This window comes from Variovorax boronicumulans, from assembly GCF_009811375.1.
In the GTDB taxonomy this organism is placed as follows: Bacteria; Pseudomonadota; Gammaproteobacteria; order Burkholderiales; family Burkholderiaceae_C; genus Variovorax; species Variovorax boronicumulans.
Genome location: NZ_BKDH01000007.1, coordinates 20,091 through 39,148, shown reverse-complemented (window position 1 = coordinate 39,148; position 19,058 = coordinate 20,091). Strand labels below are relative to the sequence as shown.

16 protein-coding genes are annotated in these 19,058 nt (G+C 71.3%); 8 read left to right on the top strand and 8 right to left on the bottom strand.

What is annotated here, in order from left to right; all coding sequences use genetic code 11:
• Positions 1-66 precede the first annotated feature (66 nt).
• A complete protein-coding gene (gene psrA / locus VHAB30_RS30270; protein ID WP_159279638.1) occupies positions 67-1,161 on the bottom strand; it encodes an iron-containing alcohol dehydrogenase PsrA in 1,095 nt (364 codons plus the stop codon).
• Between the two features lie 175 nt (positions 1,162-1,336).
• Here psrA and VHAB30_RS30265 point away from each other — a divergent pair, with 175 nt between their 5' ends.
• The 6 genes from VHAB30_RS30265 (at position 1,337) to VHAB30_RS30240 (ending at position 7,044) form a co-directional block, all read left to right on the top strand.
• Entirely contained in the window at positions 1,337-2,221 is an 885-nt protein-coding gene (locus VHAB30_RS30265) for a LysR substrate-binding domain-containing protein (protein ID WP_159279637.1), read from the top strand.
• Between the two features lie 87 nt (positions 2,222-2,308).
• A complete protein-coding gene (locus VHAB30_RS30260; RefSeq protein ID WP_070061921.1) occupies positions 2,309-3,862 on the top strand; it encodes a class I adenylate-forming enzyme family protein in 1,554 nt (517 codons plus the stop codon).
• 4 nt (positions 3,863-3,866) lie between these two features.
• Positions 3,867-4,994 (top strand): SLC13 family permease, encoded by a 1,128-nt coding sequence (locus VHAB30_RS30255; protein ID WP_159279636.1) that lies wholly within the window; start codon positions 3,867-3,869, stop codon positions 4,992-4,994.
• A gap of 38 nt (positions 4,995-5,032) precedes the next feature.
• Positions 5,033-5,722 carry a helix-turn-helix domain-containing protein gene (locus VHAB30_RS30250; protein WP_159279635.1) on the top strand — a complete coding sequence of 230 codons (690 nt, stop codon included), beginning with the start codon at positions 5,033-5,035 and terminating at the stop codon, positions 5,720-5,722.
• Between the two features lie 64 nt (positions 5,723-5,786).
• The gene (locus VHAB30_RS30245) at positions 5,787-6,638 is read left to right on the top strand and encodes a DMT family transporter (protein WP_159279634.1); all 852 of its coding nucleotides are present in this window, start codon (positions 5,787-5,789) and stop codon (positions 6,636-6,638) included.
• A gap of 79 nt (positions 6,639-6,717) precedes the next feature.
• Complete coding sequence (locus VHAB30_RS30240; RefSeq protein WP_062482731.1) at positions 6,718-7,044, top strand: hypothetical protein; 327 nt, start codon at positions 6,718-6,720, stop codon at positions 7,042-7,044.
• A 28-nt stretch (positions 7,045-7,072) separates the two neighbouring features.
• Here VHAB30_RS30240 and VHAB30_RS30235 read toward each other — a convergent pair whose 3' ends face one another.
• The 7 genes from VHAB30_RS30235 to VHAB30_RS30205 form a co-directional block, all read right to left on the bottom strand.
• A complete protein-coding gene (locus VHAB30_RS30235; protein ID WP_159279633.1) occupies positions 7,073-8,116 on the bottom strand; it encodes an NADP-dependent oxidoreductase in 1,044 nt (347 codons plus the stop codon).
• Positions 8,117-8,234: 118 nt separating this feature from the next.
• Complete coding sequence (locus VHAB30_RS30230; RefSeq protein WP_143599174.1) at positions 8,235-8,597, bottom strand: DUF3325 domain-containing protein; 363 nt, start codon at positions 8,595-8,597, stop codon at positions 8,235-8,237.
• Between the two features lie 31 nt (positions 8,598-8,628).
• Positions 8,629-9,267 (bottom strand): DUF4198 domain-containing protein, encoded by a 639-nt coding sequence (locus tag VHAB30_RS30225; protein WP_159279632.1) that lies wholly within the window; start codon positions 9,265-9,267, stop codon positions 8,629-8,631.
• 55 nt (positions 9,268-9,322) lie between these two features.
• Complete coding sequence (locus VHAB30_RS30220) at positions 9,323-11,497, bottom strand: TonB-dependent siderophore receptor (RefSeq protein ID WP_159279631.1); 2,175 nt, start codon at positions 11,495-11,497, stop codon at positions 9,323-9,325.
• A gap of 171 nt (positions 11,498-11,668) precedes the next feature.
• Positions 11,669-14,152: a TonB-dependent siderophore receptor gene (locus tag VHAB30_RS30215; protein ID WP_159279630.1), complete on the bottom strand. Its 2,484-nt coding sequence runs from the start codon at positions 14,150-14,152 to the stop codon at positions 11,669-11,671.
• Positions 14,153-14,237: 85 nt separating this feature from the next.
• Complete coding sequence (locus tag VHAB30_RS30210) at positions 14,238-15,176, bottom strand: FecR family protein (protein ID WP_159279629.1); 939 nt, start codon at positions 15,174-15,176, stop codon at positions 14,238-14,240.
• Positions 15,169-15,708 carry a sigma-70 family RNA polymerase sigma factor gene (locus tag VHAB30_RS30205; protein WP_174250314.1) on the bottom strand — a complete coding sequence of 180 codons (540 nt, stop codon included), beginning with the start codon at positions 15,706-15,708 and terminating at the stop codon, positions 15,169-15,171. The genes VHAB30_RS30210 and VHAB30_RS30205 overlap by 8 nt, the downstream gene beginning before the upstream one ends.
• Positions 15,709-15,887: 179 nt before the next feature.
• Between VHAB30_RS30205 and VHAB30_RS30200 the strand changes: the two genes are divergently transcribed.
• Both VHAB30_RS30200 and VHAB30_RS30195 read left to right on the top strand, forming a co-directional pair.
• Positions 15,888-17,081 carry an efflux RND transporter periplasmic adaptor subunit gene (locus tag VHAB30_RS30200; protein WP_390904085.1) on the top strand — a complete coding sequence of 398 codons (1,194 nt, stop codon included), beginning with the start codon at positions 15,888-15,890 and terminating at the stop codon, positions 17,079-17,081.
• Positions 17,078-19,054 (top strand): MacB family efflux pump subunit, encoded by a 1,977-nt coding sequence (locus tag VHAB30_RS30195; RefSeq protein WP_235926968.1) that lies wholly within the window; start codon positions 17,078-17,080, stop codon positions 19,052-19,054. The genes VHAB30_RS30200 and VHAB30_RS30195 overlap by 4 nt, the downstream gene beginning before the upstream one ends.
• Positions 19,055-19,058: the final 4 nt, after the last annotated feature.

The window sequence follows — 19,058 nt, the reverse complement described above, 5'->3', positions numbered from 1 at the left end:
ATGGCCGGCATGCTGTCTGTCTCGTCTGGCTGTCTCTGTCTTGTCTCGCTGCGCAGTCCCTGCCTGTCAGGCCAACGCCGCCGCGCCGATGAAGTTCTTGCCGCGCGCCCCGTCCATGGCGCGCGCGATCATGGCCGCCGCTTCGCTGTCCGCCACGCCATAGTCGGCAAACTCGGTCTTCACGCCAAGCCCCTGCAGGAAAGCCCGCAGTCGCTGCGTGGCGGTCGCCAGGTCGGCGCCGAACAGCAGCTGCAGCGTCCGGTCGCGGTCGGGCGAGCGGGCCCAGGCTTTCTCCAGCACGAGGGGCAGCGTGAACGAGCACGCGATGCCGTGGGCCAGGCCGTGGCGCAGCGTCATCTCGTAGGAGATGGAATGCGCCAGCGCCGTCTTGGTGTTGGAAAACGCCATGCCGGCCTTCAGCGCGGCCAGCGCCATGCGCTCGCGCAGGTCGAGGTTGCCCAGGTCTTTGAGCAGCGCCGGCAGGCAGTCGAAGATGTCGCGCACGGCCGAGACGGCGAAGGTGTCGGAGACCGGGTTGGCGTTGACGTTCCAGATGGCTTCGAGTGCATGCGACAGCGCATCGAGCCCCGTCGAGACGGTGGTGCCCGCCGGCACCGAGAGCATGAGCTCGGGGTCGACGATGGCGGCCTCGGGCCAGGTGGCGTCCAGGTGCAGCGAGTATTTCTTCTGGTTGCCGGCGTCCCAGATGGTGGCCCAGGGAGTCACCTCGCTGCCGGTGCCGGCGGTGGTCGGCACGGCGATCAGCGGCTTGACGCTGGCAGGCACGAAGGGCTTGCCGGTAGCCAGCAGCGCAACGAGTTCGTCGAACTGCCCGTTGGCCGTGCCCACCATCAGGGCCTTGGCCGTGTCGATGGCGCTGCCGCCGCCCACCGCCACGATGGCGTCGCAGGGCGCGTCCGATTGCCAGAAGGTGTTGTACAGGTCGCGCAGGTGGGCGACGTCGGGGTTGGGACGCACGTCGTCGATCACGGTGACGAGCGCGTCGCCCAGCAGCGCCTGCAGGCGATCGACCAGGCCGAGACCGCGGGCCTCGGGGAAGGTGACGAGCGCGACGCGGCGCCCCGCCAGGAGCGCGGGCAGCCGAGCGAGGCTGCCTCGCCCGGAATGAATGGACACGGGGTTGCGGTAGGCGTGGGGCATGTTTTTTGTCTCCGGTTTCTGTCTGGGCCGCAGTGTCGAAGCGGCGCACCGGGGCGTCCAATCGCATTTCGCGCGTGCACTCGGTCCAAAACCGATGGATGCCTTCGGGAAAGCCTGCATAGGCGCCGGCGCCGCATCTGAGGGAGGCTCGGCGCACGCCCCTCACGATCGCCTCATGTTTCACCAGTACTACAAGTGGATCCGCTGCTTCCACGCCGTCGCCAAGACCGGCGGCTTCACCACGGCCGCGCGCTACCTGCACATCGGCCAGCCCACCGTGACCGACCAGGTCAAGGCGCTGGAAGAGCGCTTCAACGTCGAGCTGTTCCTGCGCAGCGGGCGCGCCGTGCGGCTCACGGCCGCGGGCGAGCAGCTGTATGCGATCACGCAGGGCCTGTTCGGGCAGGAGGAAGAGGCGATGCAGTTCCTGCAGCGCGCTCACAAGCTGCGCACGGGGCTGGTGCGCGTGGGCGCGGTGTCGCCGCCCATCGCGCTGGAGCTGGCGCGCAGCTTCAAGCGCAGCCACGCCGGGCTCGACCTGACGGTGTCGATCGGCTCCGAAGCCTCGACGCTCGGCGGGCTGCAGGACTTCGACATCGACGTGGGCATCCTCGTGGAGCCGCCCGAGATCGAAGGCCTGCACCAGGTGCCTTACCGCGTGGAGCGCATCGTGGCCGTGGTGCCCGCGAAGCACCCGTGGGCCAAGAAGCGCACCATCGCCACGCGGGACATCGCGGGCGAGCCGGTGATCCTGCGCGAGCCCGGCTCCAAGACGCGCCACCGCGTGGAGCGCGCCTGCGCGCAGCAGGGCGTACAGATGAATTGCGTGATGGAGATCAACAGCCGCGAGGCCATCCTGCACGCCGTGGCCAACGGCATGGGCGTGGGCTTCGTGACGCAGATCGAGTGCATTCCGCTGCCCGGCCTGAAGATGGTGGAGATCGACGACGCCGAGCTCTCGATCAGCTACTCGCTGTGCTGTCTGGCGGTGCGCAAGGACCGGCCGCTGATCCGCGCGCTGTTCGAGGTGGCGCAGCAGGGCGACGACACGGCGGACTGAGCAGGGTTTCGTCGCGGGCGGCACACCCCGCGGCGGGCTTCTTCGCTATCCTGCCGTCTGGCCCCAGACGAAGGATCGACCTTGAACTTGCACCCCGCCCTCCAGGACGCCGCCGCGCGCGACTTCGGCACCCTTGCCGACCTGGTCCGCCTCCACGCCCAGCACACCCCCGAGCGCCCCGCGCTGGCCGACGCCCAGCAGACGCTGGACTACCGCGCGCTCGACGCGCTCATGGACCGCATCGCCGCCGCCCTGCAGCGCGACGGCCTGCGCGCCGGCGACGCCATCGCCGTCTGCGCCGCCTCGTCGGTGCCCTACGCCGCCGTGTTCCTGGGCGCGCTGCGCGCGGGCGTCGCGGTGGCCCCGCTGGCCCCCGGCTCGGCGCCCGCCAGCCTGGCGCGCATGATCACCGACGCCGACGCGCGCCTGCTGTTCACCGACGCCTCGGCCGCCGAGGTGGTGGGCGCCGCGCAGGCCACGGGCCTGCCGCACATCGCGCTCGACGGCTCCAACGTCGGCCGCGCGCTCGACGACTGGCTCGCGGCGCCCGGCGCGAAGCCGGAACCCGTCGAGGTGCAACCCGACTGGGCCTTCAACATCATCTATTCGTCGGGCACCACCGGCGAGCCCAAGGGCATCGTGCAGGGCCACGGCATGCGCTGGTCGCACATCCAGCGCGGCGCCAAGTACGAGTACGGGCCCGAGACGGTCACGCTGCTGTCGACGCCGCTGTACTCCAACACCACGCTGGTGGTGTTCTTCCCCACCCTCGCCTTTGGCGGCTGCGTGGTGCTGATGCCCAAGTTCGACGCGCTGGGCTACCTGCAGCTGGCCGTGCAGCACCGCGTGACGCACACCATGCTCGTGCCGGTGCAGTACCAGCGCCTGATGGCGCACCCGCGCTTCGACGCGCACGACCTCTCGACCTTCCGCCACAAGTTCAGCACCAGCGCGCCCTTCAACGCGGCGCTCAAGGCCGACGTGCTCAAGCGCTGGCCGGGCGGGCTGGTCGAGTTCTACGGCATGACCGAGGGCGGCGGCACCTGCATCCTGGAGGCGCACCTGAATCCGACCAAGCTGCACACCGTGGGCCAGCCCGCGCCGGGCAGCGACATCCGACTGATCGACGAGGAAGGCAACGAGCTGCCGCGCGGCGACACCGAGGTGGCCGGCGAGGTGGTGGGCCATTCGGCCGGCATGATGACCGGCTACCACCGCCAGCCCGCGAAGACGCGCGAGGCCGAGTGGTTCGACGCCACCGGCAAGCGCTTCATCCGCACCGGCGACGTGGGCCGCTTCGACGCCGACGGCTTCCTCACGCTGTTCGACCGCAAGAAGGACATGATCATCAGCGGCGGCTTCAACATCTACCCCAGCGACCTCGAAGGCGTGCTGCGCGGCCATGCGGCGGTGGCCGACGTGGCGGTGGTCGGCATTCCGTCCGAGCAGTGGGGCGAGACGCCCGCGGCCTTCGTGGTGCGCCGCGAGGGCGACGCCACCACCGAAGAGGCGCTGCTGCAGTGGGCCAACGCGCAGGTCGGCAAGACCCAGCGGCTGGCGCGCCTGCGCTTCATCGACGAGTTGCCGCGCAGCGCGATCGGCAAGGTGCTCAAGCGCGAGCTGCGCGACCTGAGCGCCTGATCGAGTGAGCGCCTCCCCGACTGCTGACACCGCCGCCCCGCCCGAACACGGCGGAGGCAACGGCCTGCTGTGGGTGCTCGTGGCCGTCGCGGTCGTGTTCGCCTTCGTGCGCCCGCGCGCGCCGATGGACTGGCTGCGGCTGGTCGACTGGCAGACCGTGGGCGCGCTGGCGGGCCTGCTGGCCATCACGCAGGGCGTGGAGAAGAGCGGCATGCTGCAGGCCGCCGCGCGGCGCCTGCTGGCGCACACGCACAGCCAGCGCGGCCTGGCGATGGCGCTCACGGCCACGGCCGCGCTGCTGTCGGCGCTGGTGACCAACGACGTGAGCCTGTTCCTGCTGGTGCCGCTCACGCGCGTGCTGGCCGTGCAGGCGCACCTGCCGCTGGCGCGGCTGGTGGTGCTGCAGGCGCTGGCCGTGAACGCCGGCTCGGCGCTCACGCCCATCGGCAACCCGCAGAACCTGTACCTGTGGCACCGCTCGGGCGAGAGCTTCTTCGGCTTCATGGCCATGATGGGCCCGACCGTGGCGATCATGCTGTTCTGGCTCTTCGTGGCCGTGTGGTGGCTGGTGCCGCGCACGCCGATCGCGCTGCGCGAGGAGACCGAGACCGCGCCCGTGCAGCCGCGCCTGCTGGCGCTCGCCGGCGTGCTGTTCGTCGGCTTCGTGGTCGCGCTCGACCGCCACTGGCTGCTGCCCGGCCTGGGCGCGGTGTTCGGCGTGCTGCTGCTCACCTACCCGCGCGTGCTGCGCGGCATCGACTGGGCCTTGCTGGCGATCATTGCGCTGATGTTCGTCGACCTGCGCCAGGCCGCCGAGCTGCCCGCCGTGGCGGCGCTGCTGGGCCACTGGCCCATCGGCGAGGGCTGGCGCGCCTACCTGGCGGCCATTGCGGCCTCGCAGGTCATCAGCAACGTGCCGGCGGCGATCCTGCTCGACCGCTACGTGCACGACCTGCCCGCGCTGGCGGCCGGCGTGAGCGTGGGCGGCTTCGGCTGCGTGCTGGGCTCGCTGGCCAACCTGATCGCGCTGCGGCTGGCCAAGCTGCCGCACGGGCTGCGCGAGTTCCACCGCATCAGCATTCCGTTCTTGCTGGTGTGCGCGGCCTCGGCGCTGCTGCTGCGGCTGGGGTGATGACAGGCGGCAGGGCGGCGCGGACAATCGCTCCCGCCATGCACACGCCCGCCCCCGTCCTCTCGCTGCGCGACTACACCCCATCGCGCGGCAGCCATGCGCACGACCACTTCCAGGTGCTGCTCGGGCTCGACGGCGTGCTCGAGATCGAAGTCGAAGGCCGCGGCTCGGGCATCGGCACGGGCCAGGCCCAGGTGGTCGCGCCCGGCGACCGACACGACTTCGAGGCCCGGCGCGGCGGCAGCGTCTGCCTCGTGCTCGACACCCCGCACGCCCCGTGGGCGCGTTGCGTCGAACAGCCGCCGGCCGATGCGCCCCGGCTGCACGCGCTGGCCCGCTACCTTGCGCACTGCCTGCAGCAACCGCAGCACGCGGCGCTCGCCCTGCAGCACGGCCCGGCCCTGCTGCTCGAGGCCTGGGGCGCCGCGCCTTCGGTCGCCGACACGCGCCGCCGCCGCATCGACTGGCCGGCCCTCGCGGCCTGGGCGCAGGCGAACTGGCACCGGCCGCTGGGCGTCGCCGACCTGGCCGAGGTCGCCTGCCTGAGCCCCAGCCAGTTCGCGCAGCGCTGCCGTGAAGAGCAGGGCCAGAGCGCGATGCTCTGGCTGCGCACGCTGCGGCTGGCCCATGCGCGCGAACTGCGGCTCGAAGGCCTGAGCGTGGCCGAGACGGCGCGCCGCACGGGCTACCGGTCGCCGTCGGCGCTCACGGCCGCGCTGCGCCGCTGACACCGTCGTTGCGCGACGACGCACCGTCGGGCCGCGACGAGCGCCGCGCGTAGCCTCGGCGTCCATGCCCGCCACCTTCTACGCCCTGCTCGCCATCGCGCTGTGGGCCACGCTCGCCACCTTCGGCACCGCGCTGTCGCACCTGCCGCCCTTCCTGCTGACTGGGCTGGCGCTGATCGTCGGCAGCGTGCCGAGCTGGCCGCTGGTGCTGCGCGACCGCCGCGCCTGGCGCGTGCCGCCGCGCACGCTGGCGCTCGGGGTGTACGGGCTCTTCGGCTTTCACTTTCTGCTGTTCATCGCGCTGCGACATGCGCCGCCGGTCGAGGCCAACCTCGTGAACTACCTCTGGCCGCTGCTGATGGTGGTGCTGGCGCCGGTGCTGCTGCCGGGCGTGTCGCTGCGCCCGCTGCACGTGGTGGCGGCGCTGCTGGGCTTTGCGGGCGCGGCCATCGCGATCCTCGGCGCGCGCGGCGGCAGTGCGGCGCTTTCCGGCGCGCCCGCCACGTACTTGGGCTTCCTGCCGGCGGCCGGCTCGGCCTTCATCTGGGCCAGCTATTCGCTGTGGACGCAGCGTGTCACGCCCTTCCCGACCTCGGCCATCGGCCTGTTCGGGCTGGTGTCGGGCGCGCTCTCGCTGGCCTGCCATGCGCTGCTGGAGCCGGCGGTGGCGCTGTCGGCCAAGGACGGCCTGCTGGTCGCGCTGTGCGGCCTGGGCCCGCTGGGCGCAGCTTTCTTCGTGTGGGACATGGCGCTCAAGCGCGGCGACGCGCGGCAGATCGGCATCCTGAGCTACCTCACGCCGCTGGCCTCCACCGCGCTGCTGCTGGCCGTGACCGGCCGGGCGCTCACGGCCAGCATCGCGCTGGCGGCGGCGCTGATCATCTCGGCCGCCGTGATGGGCACGCGTGCGAAATGAGACAAATCAGGGCGATGCCCGACAGAGCTTGTCGTTTTTTGTGGCTAGAGTGGAGGCTCAGGAAAAAGGAGTCACCCCCATGGATCAGAAGAACAACAAGACCGAGGATTTCGAGATCACGCCCAAGCTGGTGTTCGACATGAACCTGGCGCTGTACCTCGACCTGGTGGCCGCGCTGGAGGGCGCGGGCGCCGTCACCTACCGGCAGATGGCGGCGCGGGTCCTGAACATCAGCATGGACGCCCGCACCGACGGCGACACCAACCTGTCGACCGTGCTCGAAGGCATCGCCCAGGGCTTCGCCGGCCACGGCGACGGCCTCTCGATCGAACTGCTGAAGGCCGCGCGCGGGCTGCGCGAGGACGATGCGATGGGCGACATTCCGATGCGGCCCACCGACGATTGAGGTTCGGGGCGCCGCGGCGCCCCTTTGGTTATTCCTCGGCGACCTGCAACACCAGCTTGCCGAAGTTCTCCCCAGCGAACAGCTTGTTCAGCGACTCGGGGAAGGTGTCGAGGCCCTTCACGACGTCTTCCTTGCTCTTCATGCGGCCGTCCTTCAGGTAGCCGGCCATCTCGGCGATCGCGATCGGGTAACGGTCGGCGTAGTCGAACACCACGATGCCTTCCATGCGCGCGCGGTTCACGAGCAGGCTCAGGTAGTTCTTCGGGCCGGCGGCCGGCATGCTGTTGGCGTTGTTGTACTGGCTGATGGCGCCGCAGATGATCACGCGGGCCTTGCGCGCCAGGCGTGCCAGCACCGCATCCAGAATCTCGCCGCCGACGTTGTCGAAGTAGATGTCCACGCCCTTCGGGCAGTGGGTTTTCAGGCCTTCGCGCACCGCGCCCGCGCCGGCCTTGTAGTCGATGCAGGCGTCGAAGCCCAGCTCTTTCACCACCCACTCGCACTTGGCGGCGCCGCCGGCGATGCCGACCACGCGGCAGCCCTTGATCTTGGCCAGCTGGCCCACGGTCTGGCCCACGGCGCCGGCCGCGCCGGAAACGACCACCGTTTCGCCTGCCTGGGGCATGCCCACGTCCATCAGGCCGAAGTAGCCGGTCATGCCGGGCATGCCCAGCACGTTGAGCCACTGGGTGATGGTGCCCACGCGCAGGTCGACCTTCACGAGGCCGTTGCGCTTGATCTGGTCTTGCGGGATCAGCATGTATTCCTGCACGCCGAGCGTGCCGTACACGGTGTCGCCCACGGCGAACTGCGGGTTCTTCGAGGCCACCACGCGGCCGATGCCGCCGGCGCGCATCACCTCGTCGATGGCCACGGGCGGGATGTAGCTCTTGGCGTCGTTGAGCCAGCCGCGCATGGCGGGGTCGAGCGACAGCGACAGCGTCTTGACCAGCACGCCGCCCTCGTCGGGCTGGGCCACGGGCTCGGTGCTGAAGCGCCAGTGCTCGCGCGTGGCCGTGCCCTCGGGGCGCTTGGCAAGACGGACCTGGTGGTTGGTGAGGGCGCTGCTCATGGTGTCTCCTTGATGGGTGAATGTGCCGGGCATCGGCGACGCAGCCGCATCGTAGTCGCGGGCCAAGACCCCGCGCGTAGCGCAGGCGACAGCCCGCGCGCGCCCTCCGGGCACCCTGCTATGGAAGCAGGAGCAGCCCGTACGCCGCCGCCGTGGCGACGCCCAGCACGGAGGCCACGGCGCCGACGCGCCGCGCCCAGCCGGGCCGGTAGCTCACGAGGCCGACCACCACGAGCGCGGCGGCCGTGAGCGCGCCCAGCCACAGCACCCAGCCCATGGCGGGCCCGCGCAGCCGGAGTGCTGCGACCAGCGAGAGGAGAAGCAGCGCCGCACCACCCAGCTGCTGCCAGGGCCGCGACGGCCCCGGCGTGCGGCCGCGCCCGTGGGCGTCTTCGTAATGCCGGTCCATCGCCAGGCTCAGCGTGACGAAGCCGCCGAGCGCCGACGCGAACAGGGCGCACACCAGCGCGAAGGTGCTCATGGGCAGCACCCCCGCGCCGGAAGCCCCGCCCTCACCGGACGACGAAGCTCAGCGTGGCGACGTGGCGCGTCTGCGTGTAGGGCTTGCCGTCCCAGCTGCCCTTGCCGCCCTTGTCGGTGTGGTTCACCTCGACCACGTACTGGCCGGGCCAGGGCGTCTGCAGCGTGACCTGGCCGGCGTCGTCGGTGGTGAACTTCTTCTCCCACTTGGGCGGGCCGAACACGACCACCTCGGCCTTGGGCAGCGGCTTGCCCGCGAGCAGCAGCGTGAAGCTGTTGCTGTTGGCGGCCTGCGGCACGAGCTCGAGCGTGTGGCGCGCGACGGTTTCGGTGCGGCCGGTGCGTGCCTGGTACAGGCTCGCCACGCCCTTGTCGCTGACGTAGGCACCCACGAGCCGCGCGTCGCCGCTGGCGTCGGCCTTGACCACGAAATGGTCGGCATGGCGCGTGGCCGGCGTCTGCTTGCCGTCGGCGGCGATGCCGCGCGGCGCGCTGACCAGCTTCAGGTGACCGGCCTCGGTCTCGCGCAGGTCGTCGGCCCATTCGCCGAAGTAGGCCTTGGCCTCGCCGCCCGCGGCGGGTTCGAGCCAGACGAAGTGGGCGTGCGCGGCGCCCGAGAAAACGAACGCGGCCGCCGCGAGGGTGGCAAGGGAGAACAGGGGTTTCTTCATGGTCGATGCTCCAGGTAGTGATGGCATGGTTGAGACGGAATGGAAGGCGGCTTGTTCAGAACTTGGCGCGCAGGGTCAGGCTCACGTTGCGCGGCTCGCCCCAGAACACGCTGTCGTAGAAGCCCACGTTGCGGTAGTACTTCTTGTCGAAGACGTTGCGGATGTTCAGCTGCGCCGTGACGTTCTTGTTGATCTCGTAGCTGGCCATGAGGCTGAACACCGCGTACGCCTTCTGCGAGATGCGCGGCAGCGGGTCCTTCATGCTGAACAGCGGCGGCTGGCCATACCACGACTCGCCGTAGATGCCGCTTTGCGCCGTCATGTCGCCGCCGACCTTCAGGCCGCGCCAGGCGCCACTGAAGCGGTAGGCGGTCGACAGGCGCAGCAGGTGCTTGGGCTGGTTGGGCACGGCACGCGCGCCCTTGGCGGTCTTGGCATCGAGATACGTGTAGCCGGCGGCCACGTTCCAGTCGGGCGTGATCTGGCCCGACACGTCGAACTCGAGGCCGCGCGCGGTCACGCCGTCGCCGCTGGCCACGTAGGCCTGGCCGCCGTCGGGCAGCCGGAAGCCCGCGGGCACGCTGCGGTCGAGCTCGGCCAGGTTCTTCTTCTTGACCTGGAACACGGCCGCCGACGCATTGAGCGCACCGCCGAAGTACTCGCCCTTCACCCCCAGCTCGGCGCTGGTGCCGGTCTCGGGTGCAAGGTACTGGTCGTTGCGATCCTTCGAGCTTTGCGGGTTGAACAGCGTGGTGTAGCTGGCATACAGCGAGTGGCGCTTGTCCAGGTCGTAGACCAGGCCGACATACGGCGTGACCTCGTCCTTCGCTTCCGACTTGCCCGTGGTGCGCGTGTACTGCAACGCCGTGTTGTAGGCGTGCGTGTATCTGCGGTAGTTGCTCACGCGCGCGCCGACGATCACGCTCAGCGGGTCGGTGATGCTGAAGCGGCCCGCCACGTAGCCGCCGTTGAGCTGCGTGAAGCCCACGGTCTTGGAGCCGTCGGCCAGGAAGATCGGGCGCGGGATGTTGCCGGTCCACGTGCGGTAGTCGGGAATCGACGCCGAATACGGCACGATCGAGCGGCCACCCGGCGACGTGTAGGTCTGGTTGCCGCCGTTCCATCCGGCGATGAAGGTGTGACGCCGCCCGAACAGGTTGAAGGGGCCGGTGGCATAGAGGTCGAAGTTGTCGTTGACGTACTTGCCTTCGCCGTAGTTGCCGGTCCACAGCGACATGCCCTGGCCCGTGAAGCGGTTGGGGTAGCCGGCGCCGCCGTAGGCCACGGTGGTGTTGTTGGCGCTGGTGGTGCGCGCATAGCCCAGGTGCACCTTCCAGTCGTTGTCGAAGCGGTGCTGCAGCGAGACGAAGGTCGTGTGCTGCTTGTTGGCCCAGGTGCTCCAGGGCGTGCTCAGGCTGGTGTTGCGCGGCAGGTTGGCGAGCGAACCGTCGTGGTTCCAGTACGGAATGGCGCCCCAGGTCGCGCCCGTGGGCTTGTTGTCCTGGAAGTCGATGCCGGCGGTGAGCAAGGTGGAGCGCGTGAGGTCGGCCTCGACGATCACCATGCCCACGGTTTTTCGCTCGTGGTACATGTCCATGTGCGAGTCGCGGTCCTGCCAGGCCAGCGCGGTGCGCGCGCGGATGCGGCCGTCGGCGGTGAGCGGCACCGACAGGTCGACCTCGGCGCGCTTGTGGTTCCAGCGCCCGTAGCTGAGCGAGGCGCTGCCCTGGAACTCGCGCGTGGGGCGCTTGCGCACCGAGTTGATGGTGGCCGACGGATCGCCCGTGCCGCCCATGAGGCCGGTGGCGCCGCGGATGACCTCGATGCGGTCGTACAGCACGGTGTCGGACAGCGGCGCATTCGGGCCGCGCGGCATGCCGTCGATCTGGAAGTTGTTGATCGAGAAACCGCGCGCCGAGTAGTTCACGCGCTCGCTGTCGGCCTGCCCGACCATGATGCCGGTGGTCTGGCCCAGCACGTCGTCGATGCGGGCGCTGCCCAGGTCGTCCATGCGCTCGCGCGTGATCACGGTCACCGACTGCGGCGTCTCGCGGATCGACAGGTCCATGCGGGTCGCGGTGGAGGCCTGCTCGGCGGTGTAGGAGCGGCTGCCCTCGGTGCGGCCGCTGCGGTCGCCCGAGACGGTGACCTCGGACAGCGCCGCGCCGCTGGCGGCGGGCTGTTGTTGCGCGCCGGCTGCGCCGCACAGGAGCAGGGCGACGAGGGCCACGGGAGACCGCCGGAAGCGGGCGCGTGAAAACGAATGCTGGTTCATGGCATGAAGAAAGGGGGCGGCCCGACCCGTGAGATCGGCAACGCCCGTTGGCAGAAGATGGCTAGCGACGCACCCGGCCGCGAAGGGACCGGCAGCGACCTGGCTGCGGAGAAAAAACGCGGTGCGTCAGTAGGTGCCGCGCAAGGTCACGAGCAGGTGGCGCGGGGCGCCGTAGAAGCTGCTGCTGGTGCTGGTGCGGTAGCGCGTGTCGAAGACGTTGTTCAGCGCCACCGACACGGCGAGGTGCTTGTTGATGGGGTAGCGCGCCATGAGGTCGAGCGTGGTGTAGGCCCGCTGCGTGAAGCGCGCGTGGCCCGAGGGACCGAGGCCGGTGCTGTAGGTGTCGCTCTGCCAGTTCAGGCCACCGCCCACCGTGAGGCCGTTGCCGATGCCGGCGATGCGGTAGCTGGTGAAGAGCTTCAGCAGGTTTTTCGGCACCTGCGTGTTCAGGCGCTGGCCGGCCGCGTCGCGTGCCACGCTGTGCGCAAAGCCGCCGCCGACCTGCCAGCCGGGCAGCAGCTCGCCGGCCACTTCGAATTCGTAGCCGCGCGTGGTCGTGCCCTTGGCGGCGCGGTAGGCGGCCGAGCCGTCGGGCGCGAATTCGTTGTCCAGGCGCACGGCGAGGTTGTCCTGCTTCACCTGGAACACGGCGGCGCTGAGGTTGAGCCGGTCGTTGTGGAAGGCGCCCTTCACGCCCGCTTCGTAGGCGTGCCCTTCGAGCGGGTCGAGGTAGGTGCCGCTGCGGTCCTTGCTGGCCTGCGGCTTGAAGATGCTGGTGTAGCTGGCGTAGGCCGACCAGTGCCTGTCGAGGTCGACCACCACGCCCGCGTACGGCGTGACGACGCCCTTCTCGCTGCGCGTGGTGAGGGTGGCGGCGCGCTGCAAGGGGACGGTGCGCGTCACGTCCTTCCAGTCGCTCGCGCGTGCGCCGACGATCACCGAGAGCGCATCGGTCGGCCGCAGCCGCACCGTGGCATAGGCGCCCGACTGGCGCGTGGCGGTTTCCTGGCGGCCGGTCACGGGCTGCTGCGGCTGGGCGGGCAGGTCGCCGGTCCAGCTGTTGAAGTTCGCGATCCACGGATCGAAGCCCGCCACGTTCCAGCCCGCGTACAGCGGCGCGTCGCTGTGCGTGCGCGAGGCGTTGTAGCCCAGCACCAGTTCGTGGCGCCGGCCGAAGAGTTCGAAGGGGCCGCTGGCGTACAGGTCGAATGCGTTCTGCACCGGCACCGCGTTCCAGCGGTTCGTCCACAGGCCGAGCCCCGCACCCGTGGCGCGGTTCATGTAGCCGCGCAGCGCGTAGCCGATGACGTCGTCGTAGGCGCGGCGCGAGCGGTTGAAGGCGGCGTGCACGGCCCAGCCGTTGTCGAAGCGGTGGTCGAGCGCGGCGAAGTACTGGCGCTGGTCCTGGTACGAACGGGCCCAGCGCGCGGCAGCGCTGCGCGAGCGGCCGTAGGTGGCCTCGCTGCCGTCGCTGAAATGCAGCGGCAGGCCGGCGCGCGCCACACCGTCGTTGTCGTGCCGCTGCAGCTCGAAGCCGGCGCTCAGGCGCGTGCTGCGCGCGAGGTCGGCTTCGACGATGCCGTAGAACAGACGCTTCTTTTCGTGATGGCGCTCGATCCACGAGTCGCCGTCCTGCACGGCCGCGACCACGCGCGCGCGCACGCGGCCGTCGGCGGTGACGGGCCCGCCGATGTCGAGTTCGGCGCGCTGCCGATTCCAGGTGCCCGCGCTGAACGAGGCGCTGGCCTGCAGCGCGTTGCCGGGGCGCTTGCGCACGAGGTTGACGGTGGCCGCCGGCGTGCCCACGCCGTTGAGCAGACCGGTGGCGCCGCGCACCACCTCGACGCGGTCGTAGAAAGCCAGGTCACCCGTCTGCAGCAGCCAGGTGCCGGCCTGCGGGATGCCGTCGACCTGGTAGTTCTCGACCTCGAAGCCGCGCGCATAGACGGCGTTGGCGTCGGTGCCGGCGTTGCCGCTCTGCACGAAGCTCAGGCCGGGCGCCTGGCGCAGCACGTCGCTGATCTGGCCCAGGCCCTGGTCGTCGATGCGGTCGCGCGTGAGCACGCTGACCGACTGCGGCGTCTCGCGCAGGCTGAGTTCGAGCCGCGTCGCGGTGCCGATCGCGCCGTCGGTGGTGTAGGAGCCGGTGCCTTCGGTGACGGTGCCGGTGTCGCGCCCGCCGGTGACCGTGACCTCGCTGAGCGCACCGCCTGCCGCGGGCGCTTCGGCCTGTGGCTTCGGCCCCGGCGGGCGCTGCGCCGCGACGCGCAGCGCGTAGCCGCCCGAAGCGCCGCGCACCGCTTCGAGGCCGCTGCCTTCGAGCAGCTGCAACAGCGCCTCGCGCGCCGTGTAGCGGCCCTGCAGCGCGGGCGCGCGCTTGCCGCGCACCACCTCGGCATCGACGCCGAGCAGCAGCCCCGTGCGCACGGCGAGCGCGGTCAGCGCGCTGCTCAGCGGCTGCGCGGGCTGGTGCCACTCGAAGGCCGCATCGGCAGGCGGCGTTTGCGCGGCGGCCGGCACGGCGAGCAGCACCAGGCTCGCGAGCGCGAAGGCACGGCGCAGGCGATGCCAGCGCTGCGCGGTCTCGGTCGGGTCTGCGGGTCCTGTCATGGTGTGGTGAATCTCTTTTCACCACCTATGACAAGCGGGCACGGGAAACGGGTAGCGGTGTGCGCGAAAAAGTTCGACCGCCCGGTCACGGCGGCGCCGTGGTGGTCACGCGTACGAGCCACGGCGACAGCGTCGACACGCGCAAGCTCGGCAGTGCGCTGGCGAGCAGCGCGAGCGCGGCGTCGCTCTGCTGGATCGGCAGCACGCCGGTGAAGCGCAGCGCGCCCAGGGCCTCGTCGTCGGCCAGCAGCAGGCCGGGCCGGTGCTGGCCGAGCTGGCGCAGCACCTCGGCCACCGGCGCGTCGTCGAACACCAGCCGGCCCTGCGGCCAGGCCAGGCCGCCGGGCGCGGCGGGCACGGTGTCGGTGGTGACGCCGCGGCGGTCGAAGCGCACCTGCTGCCCCGCCTGCACGTCGACCCAGCGGTCGTCGCCGCCCTCGAGCGGCTGCACGCGCACGCGCGATTCGGTGACGGTGACGAGCGTGTCGCTCGCCTCGCGCCGCACGGCATAGCGCGTGCCCAGCGCCTGCGCGCTGCCGTCGCGGTCGACCACGGCAAAAGGCTTGTCGCCGTGCGCGACCTCGACGAAGACCTCGCCGCGCAGCAGCTGCACGCGGCGCACGCTGCCCGAGAAATCGATGTCGATGGCCGAATCGCTGTTCAGCGCCACGCGGCTGCCGTCCTCGAGCGTGAGGTGGCGGATCTCGCCGACGCCGGTGCGTTCATCCGCCAGCCAGGCCTGCCACGGCATCGCGGCGCCCGCCACGAGCAGGCAGGGCAGCAGCACGAGCGCGCCCAGCGCCTGGCGCGACAGGCCGCGGCGCGCGGGTTGCGGCGCGGGGGTGTCGGGCGTGACCGACTCCCACATGCGGCGCATCTCGGCCAGCAGCCGCGCATGGCGCTCGTCGAGCGCGCACCACGCCGCGCAGGCGGCGCGCGTGGCGTCGTCCACGCTGTCGTCGGCGAGGGTCACGGCCCACAGCGCCGCCTCCTCGCGCAGGCGCTCGGCGGCCGCGTCAGGCATGGGCCGGGGCGTCGGCGCTTTCCGCTTCGGGCACGGCCGCGGCCATGCGGCCGTGGCAATGCGCCAGCACCTTCGCGAGGTACTGCTTCACGCGCGTCTCGGACACGCCCAGTTCGGCCGCGATCTCACGGTACGAGCGGCCTTCGACGCGCGCCATCAGGAAGGCGGTGCGGCTCTTCACGTCGAGCTCGGTCGCCAGCAGCGCGAGCACCTGGCCCAGCAGCTCGCGTGCGCAGGCCTTGTCCTCGGCGCTCGGCGCGCAGGCGTCCTCGGCCATCAGCGCCACGGTGCGCAGCACCTCGGCCTCGACCTGCATGCGGCGAAAGCGGTTGATCATCAAACGACTCGCCACCACCTGCAGGAAGGCGCGCGGCTGGCGCAGCACCGGCTGCTGGGGCAGCTCGATGAGGTTGAGGAAGGTGTCGTGCGTGAGATCGGCCGCGGTGAAGCCGCAGCGCAGGCGGCCCAGCAACCAGCTGCGCAGCCAGCCCTGGTGGTCGACGTACAGCTGCCGGACTTCCGGATGGGACATGGTGTGAAGGGGCATCGCGGGCAGCGACGCAATTGAGAGTTATTCTCATTATAGATTTGTAAAGTTTGTCCTGTCCCCCGAAACGTCTCATTCCGCATGAGGCACCGCGCGGGCTACCCGTTTCCGCGCCTCGCACGTCTTAGCTGCATGACCCTCGCTTTCTTCTGCAGGGACGCCCGGTGACGGCGCCCGCTTCCCGTTCGCGCGCCGGCACACGCCTGCGCATCGCCGCCTTCGCGGCGCTGGCCCTGGCCGCCGCCGCGGTGGCCTACGTTTGGGCGAGTCCGCGCGACCCCGGCTGGGACACCGCCGTGCTGCGCCGCGGCGACATCGAAAGCAGCGTGACCGCCATCGGCACGCTGCAGCCGCGCCGTTATGTGGACGTGGGCGCGCAGGTGTCGGGCCAGATCCTGCGGCTGCACGTGCAGCCCGGCGACCCGGTGAAGAAGGGCCAGCTGATGGTGGAGATCGACCCCAGCGTGCAGCAGGCCACGGTGGACGCCGGCCGCGCCTCGCTCGCTGGCCTGCGCGCGCAGCTGGCCGACCAGCACGCGCAGCACCGGCTGGCGCGCCAGCAGTTCGCACGCCAGCAGCAGATGGCCGCCGAAGGCGCCACGCGCGCCGAAGACGTGCAGACCGCCGAAGCCACGCTGGCCTCGGCCGCCGCGAAGATCGCGCACCTCGAAGCCCAGATCGCCCAGACCCAGGCCACGCTCAAGGCCGACGAGGCCCGCCTGGGCTACACGCGCATCTACGCGCCGATGGCCGGCAGCGTGGTCTCGGTGCAGGCGCGCGAGGGCCAGACGCTCAACGCCACCTACCAGACGCCCGACATCCTGCGCGTGGCCGACCTGTCGAGCATGACGGTGTGGACCGAGGTCTCGGAAGCCGACGTGCGCCGCGTGAAGCGCGGCATGGCCGTGTACTTCACCACGCTCGGCGCCGACCGCCGCCGCTGGGAAGGCACGGTGCGCCAGGTGCTGCCCTCGCCGCCCGTGCCCGCGGGCAAGAGCGGCGGCGACGCGCCGCAGGCGCCCGCCGCCAGCAAGGTCGTGCTCTACACCGTGCTGTTCGACGTCGACAACGCCGACGGCGAGCTCATGCCGCAGATGACCGCGCAGGTGAGCTTCGTCGCCGCGTCGGCGCGCAACGTGGTGGTGGCGCCGCTGCCCGCGCTCACGGCCGTGAAGGGCCAGGCCGGGCGCTTCACCGCGCGCGTGCTCGGCCCCGACGGCCAGCCCGTGCCGCGCGAGGTGCGCATCGGCGTGCGCGACCGGCTCTCGGGCGAGGTGCTCGAAGGCCTGGCCGAGGGCGAGCGCCTGATCACCGGCGAGCGCGCGGCCGGTGGCGGCACGCGGAAGTTCCAGCTGTGAGTGCGACCGAGACGGACACGCCCCCGCTGATCGCGCTGCACGACCTGCGCAAGTCCTACGGCGGCCACGACGGCGCGCCGGCCGTCGAGGTGCTGCGCGGCATCACGCTCGAGTTGCACGCGGGCGAGTTCGTCGCCATCGTCGGCAGTTCGGGCTCGGGCAAGTCGACGCTGATGAATCTGCTGGGCTGCCTCGACCGCCCGACCGGCGGGCGCTACCTGTTCGCCGGCCAGGACGTGGCCGGCATGGACGCCGACGCGCTCGCGCGGCTGCGGCGCGAGGCCTTCGGCTTCGTGTTCCAGGGCTACCACCTGATCTCCACCGAGTCGGCGCAGGAGAACGTCGAGATGCCCGCCATCTACGCCGGCGCGGCGCCCGCCGAGCGCGCGTCGCGCGCACGCGGGCTGCTCACGCGCCTGGGCCTGGGCGATCGGCTGGGCCACCGGCCGCACCAGTTGTCGGGCGGCCAGCAGCAGCGCGTGTCGATCGCGCGTGCGCTCATGAACGGCGGGCGCATCGTGCTGGCCGACGAGCCCACCGGCGCGCTCGACTCGCGCAGCGGCGAAGAGGTGATGGCGCTGCTCGACGAGATGGCCGCCGCCGGCCACACCGTGATCCTCATCACGCACGACCGCGAGGTGGCGCAGCGCGCGCGCCGCGTGATCGAGATCCGCGACGGCTGCATCGTGTCGGACAGCGGGCGCGCGCCCGTCGCAGCGCCGCCAGAGCCACTTCCGCTGCTCTCGGCCACGCACACGGCCGACGCCGCCGACACGCCGCGCGCCCTGCTCTCCGAACTGCACGAGGCGCTGCGCGCGGCCTGGCGCGTGATGTGGATCCACCGCTTTCGCACCGGCCTCACGCTGCTGGGCATCGTGATCGGCGTGGCCTCGGTCATCGTGATGCTCGCGGTCGGCACCGGCTCGCAGGAGGCGGTGATGAAGCAGATCTCGCTGTTCGGCGCCGACAAGATGTACGTGGCCGCCATTCCCGACAGCGCGCGCGGGCGCGGCGGCAAGCTCACGCTGGCCGACGTCGACACCATCCGCCGGCTGCCCAACGTGCGCGTGGCCATGCCCTACATCGAGGGCTTCGTGGTGGCGCGGCGCGGCAACGTGGACCACCGCACCGAGGGCGGCGGCGCCACCACCGACTTCGAGCAGGCGCTGAAGTGGCCGACCGCGCGCGGCATCTTCTTCGACGAGAGCGACGAGCAAAGCCTGGCCAAGGTCGCGGTGATCGGCGAGCGCGTGCAGGCCGCGCTGTTCGCCGACGGCACCGACCCGGTGGGCCAGCGCATCCTGCTGGACAACGTGCCCTTCGACGTGCTGGGCGTGCTCGCCGCCAAGGGCGCGGGCGGCGGCCAGGCCAGCGAGGACGAGCGCGTGATCGTGCCCTTCTCCACCGCCGCCGCGCGGCTGTACGGCAGCAACCATCCGACCTGGGTGGCGGTGGCCGTGCACGACGTCGACAAGGCCTCCGAGACGGCGGCCGAGATCGTCGAGGTGCTGGCCGCGCAGCGCCACGTGCGCGACGTGCAGGTGTTCAACCAGACCGAGTCGATCAAGGCGCGCGCGCAGACCCAGCGCACCATGACCGTGATGCTCGGGCTGATCGCGGCGGTGTCGCTCGTGGTCGGCGGCATCGGCGTGATGAACGTGATGCTCATGACCGTGCGCGAGCGCACGCGCGAGATCGGCATCCGCATGGCCACGGGCGCACGCCAGCGCGACATCCTGCGGCAGTTCCTCGTCGAGGCGGTGCTGGTCACGGTGACCGGCGGCGTCGCGGGCGTGGCGGGCGGTCTGCTGTTCGGCACCGCGCTCATGGTGGCGGACGTGCCGGTGATCTTCTCCCTCACGGCCATCGCGGGCGCCTTCGGCTGCGCCGTGCTCACCGGCCTGGTGTTCGGCTTCATGCCGGCCCGCAAGGCCGCCGCGCTCGACCCGGTCGCGGCCCTGTCTTCCGAATGACGAC

Excerpts from the sequence above, each read along its gene's own strand:
- VHAB30_RS30240 (WP_062482731.1), top strand. The coding sequence starts at position 6,718 with ATGGATCAGAAGAACAACAAGACCGAGGATTTCGAGATCACGCCCAAG.
- psrA (WP_159279638.1), bottom strand. The coding sequence starts at position 1,161 with ATGCCCCACGCCTACCGCAACCCCGTGTCCATTCATTCCGGGCGAGGC.
- VHAB30_RS30245 (WP_159279634.1), top strand. The coding sequence starts at position 5,787 with ATGCCCGCCACCTTCTACGCCCTGCTCGCCATCGCGCTGTGGGCCACG.
- VHAB30_RS30265 (WP_159279637.1), top strand. The coding sequence starts at position 1,337 with ATGTTTCACCAGTACTACAAGTGGATCCGCTGCTTCCACGCCGTCGCC.
- VHAB30_RS30225 (WP_159279632.1), bottom strand. The coding sequence starts at position 9,267 with ATGAAGAAACCCCTGTTCTCCCTTGCCACCCTCGCGGCGGCCGCGTTC.
- VHAB30_RS30250 (WP_159279635.1), top strand. The coding sequence starts at position 5,033 with ATGCACACGCCCGCCCCCGTCCTCTCGCTGCGCGACTACACCCCATCG.
- VHAB30_RS30215 (WP_159279630.1), bottom strand. The coding sequence starts at position 14,152 with ATGACAGGACCCGCAGACCCGACCGAGACCGCGCAGCGCTGGCATCGC.
- VHAB30_RS30235 (WP_159279633.1), bottom strand. The coding sequence starts at position 8,116 with ATGAGCAGCGCCCTCACCAACCACCAGGTCCGTCTTGCCAAGCGCCCC.
- VHAB30_RS30205 (WP_174250314.1), bottom strand. The coding sequence starts at position 15,708 with ATGTCCCATCCGGAAGTCCGGCAGCTGTACGTCGACCACCAGGGCTGG.
- VHAB30_RS30230 (WP_143599174.1), bottom strand. The coding sequence starts at position 8,597 with ATGAGCACCTTCGCGCTGGTGTGCGCCCTGTTCGCGTCGGCGCTCGGC.
- VHAB30_RS30210 (WP_159279629.1), bottom strand. The coding sequence starts at position 15,176 with ATGCCTGACGCGGCCGCCGAGCGCCTGCGCGAGGAGGCGGCGCTGTGG.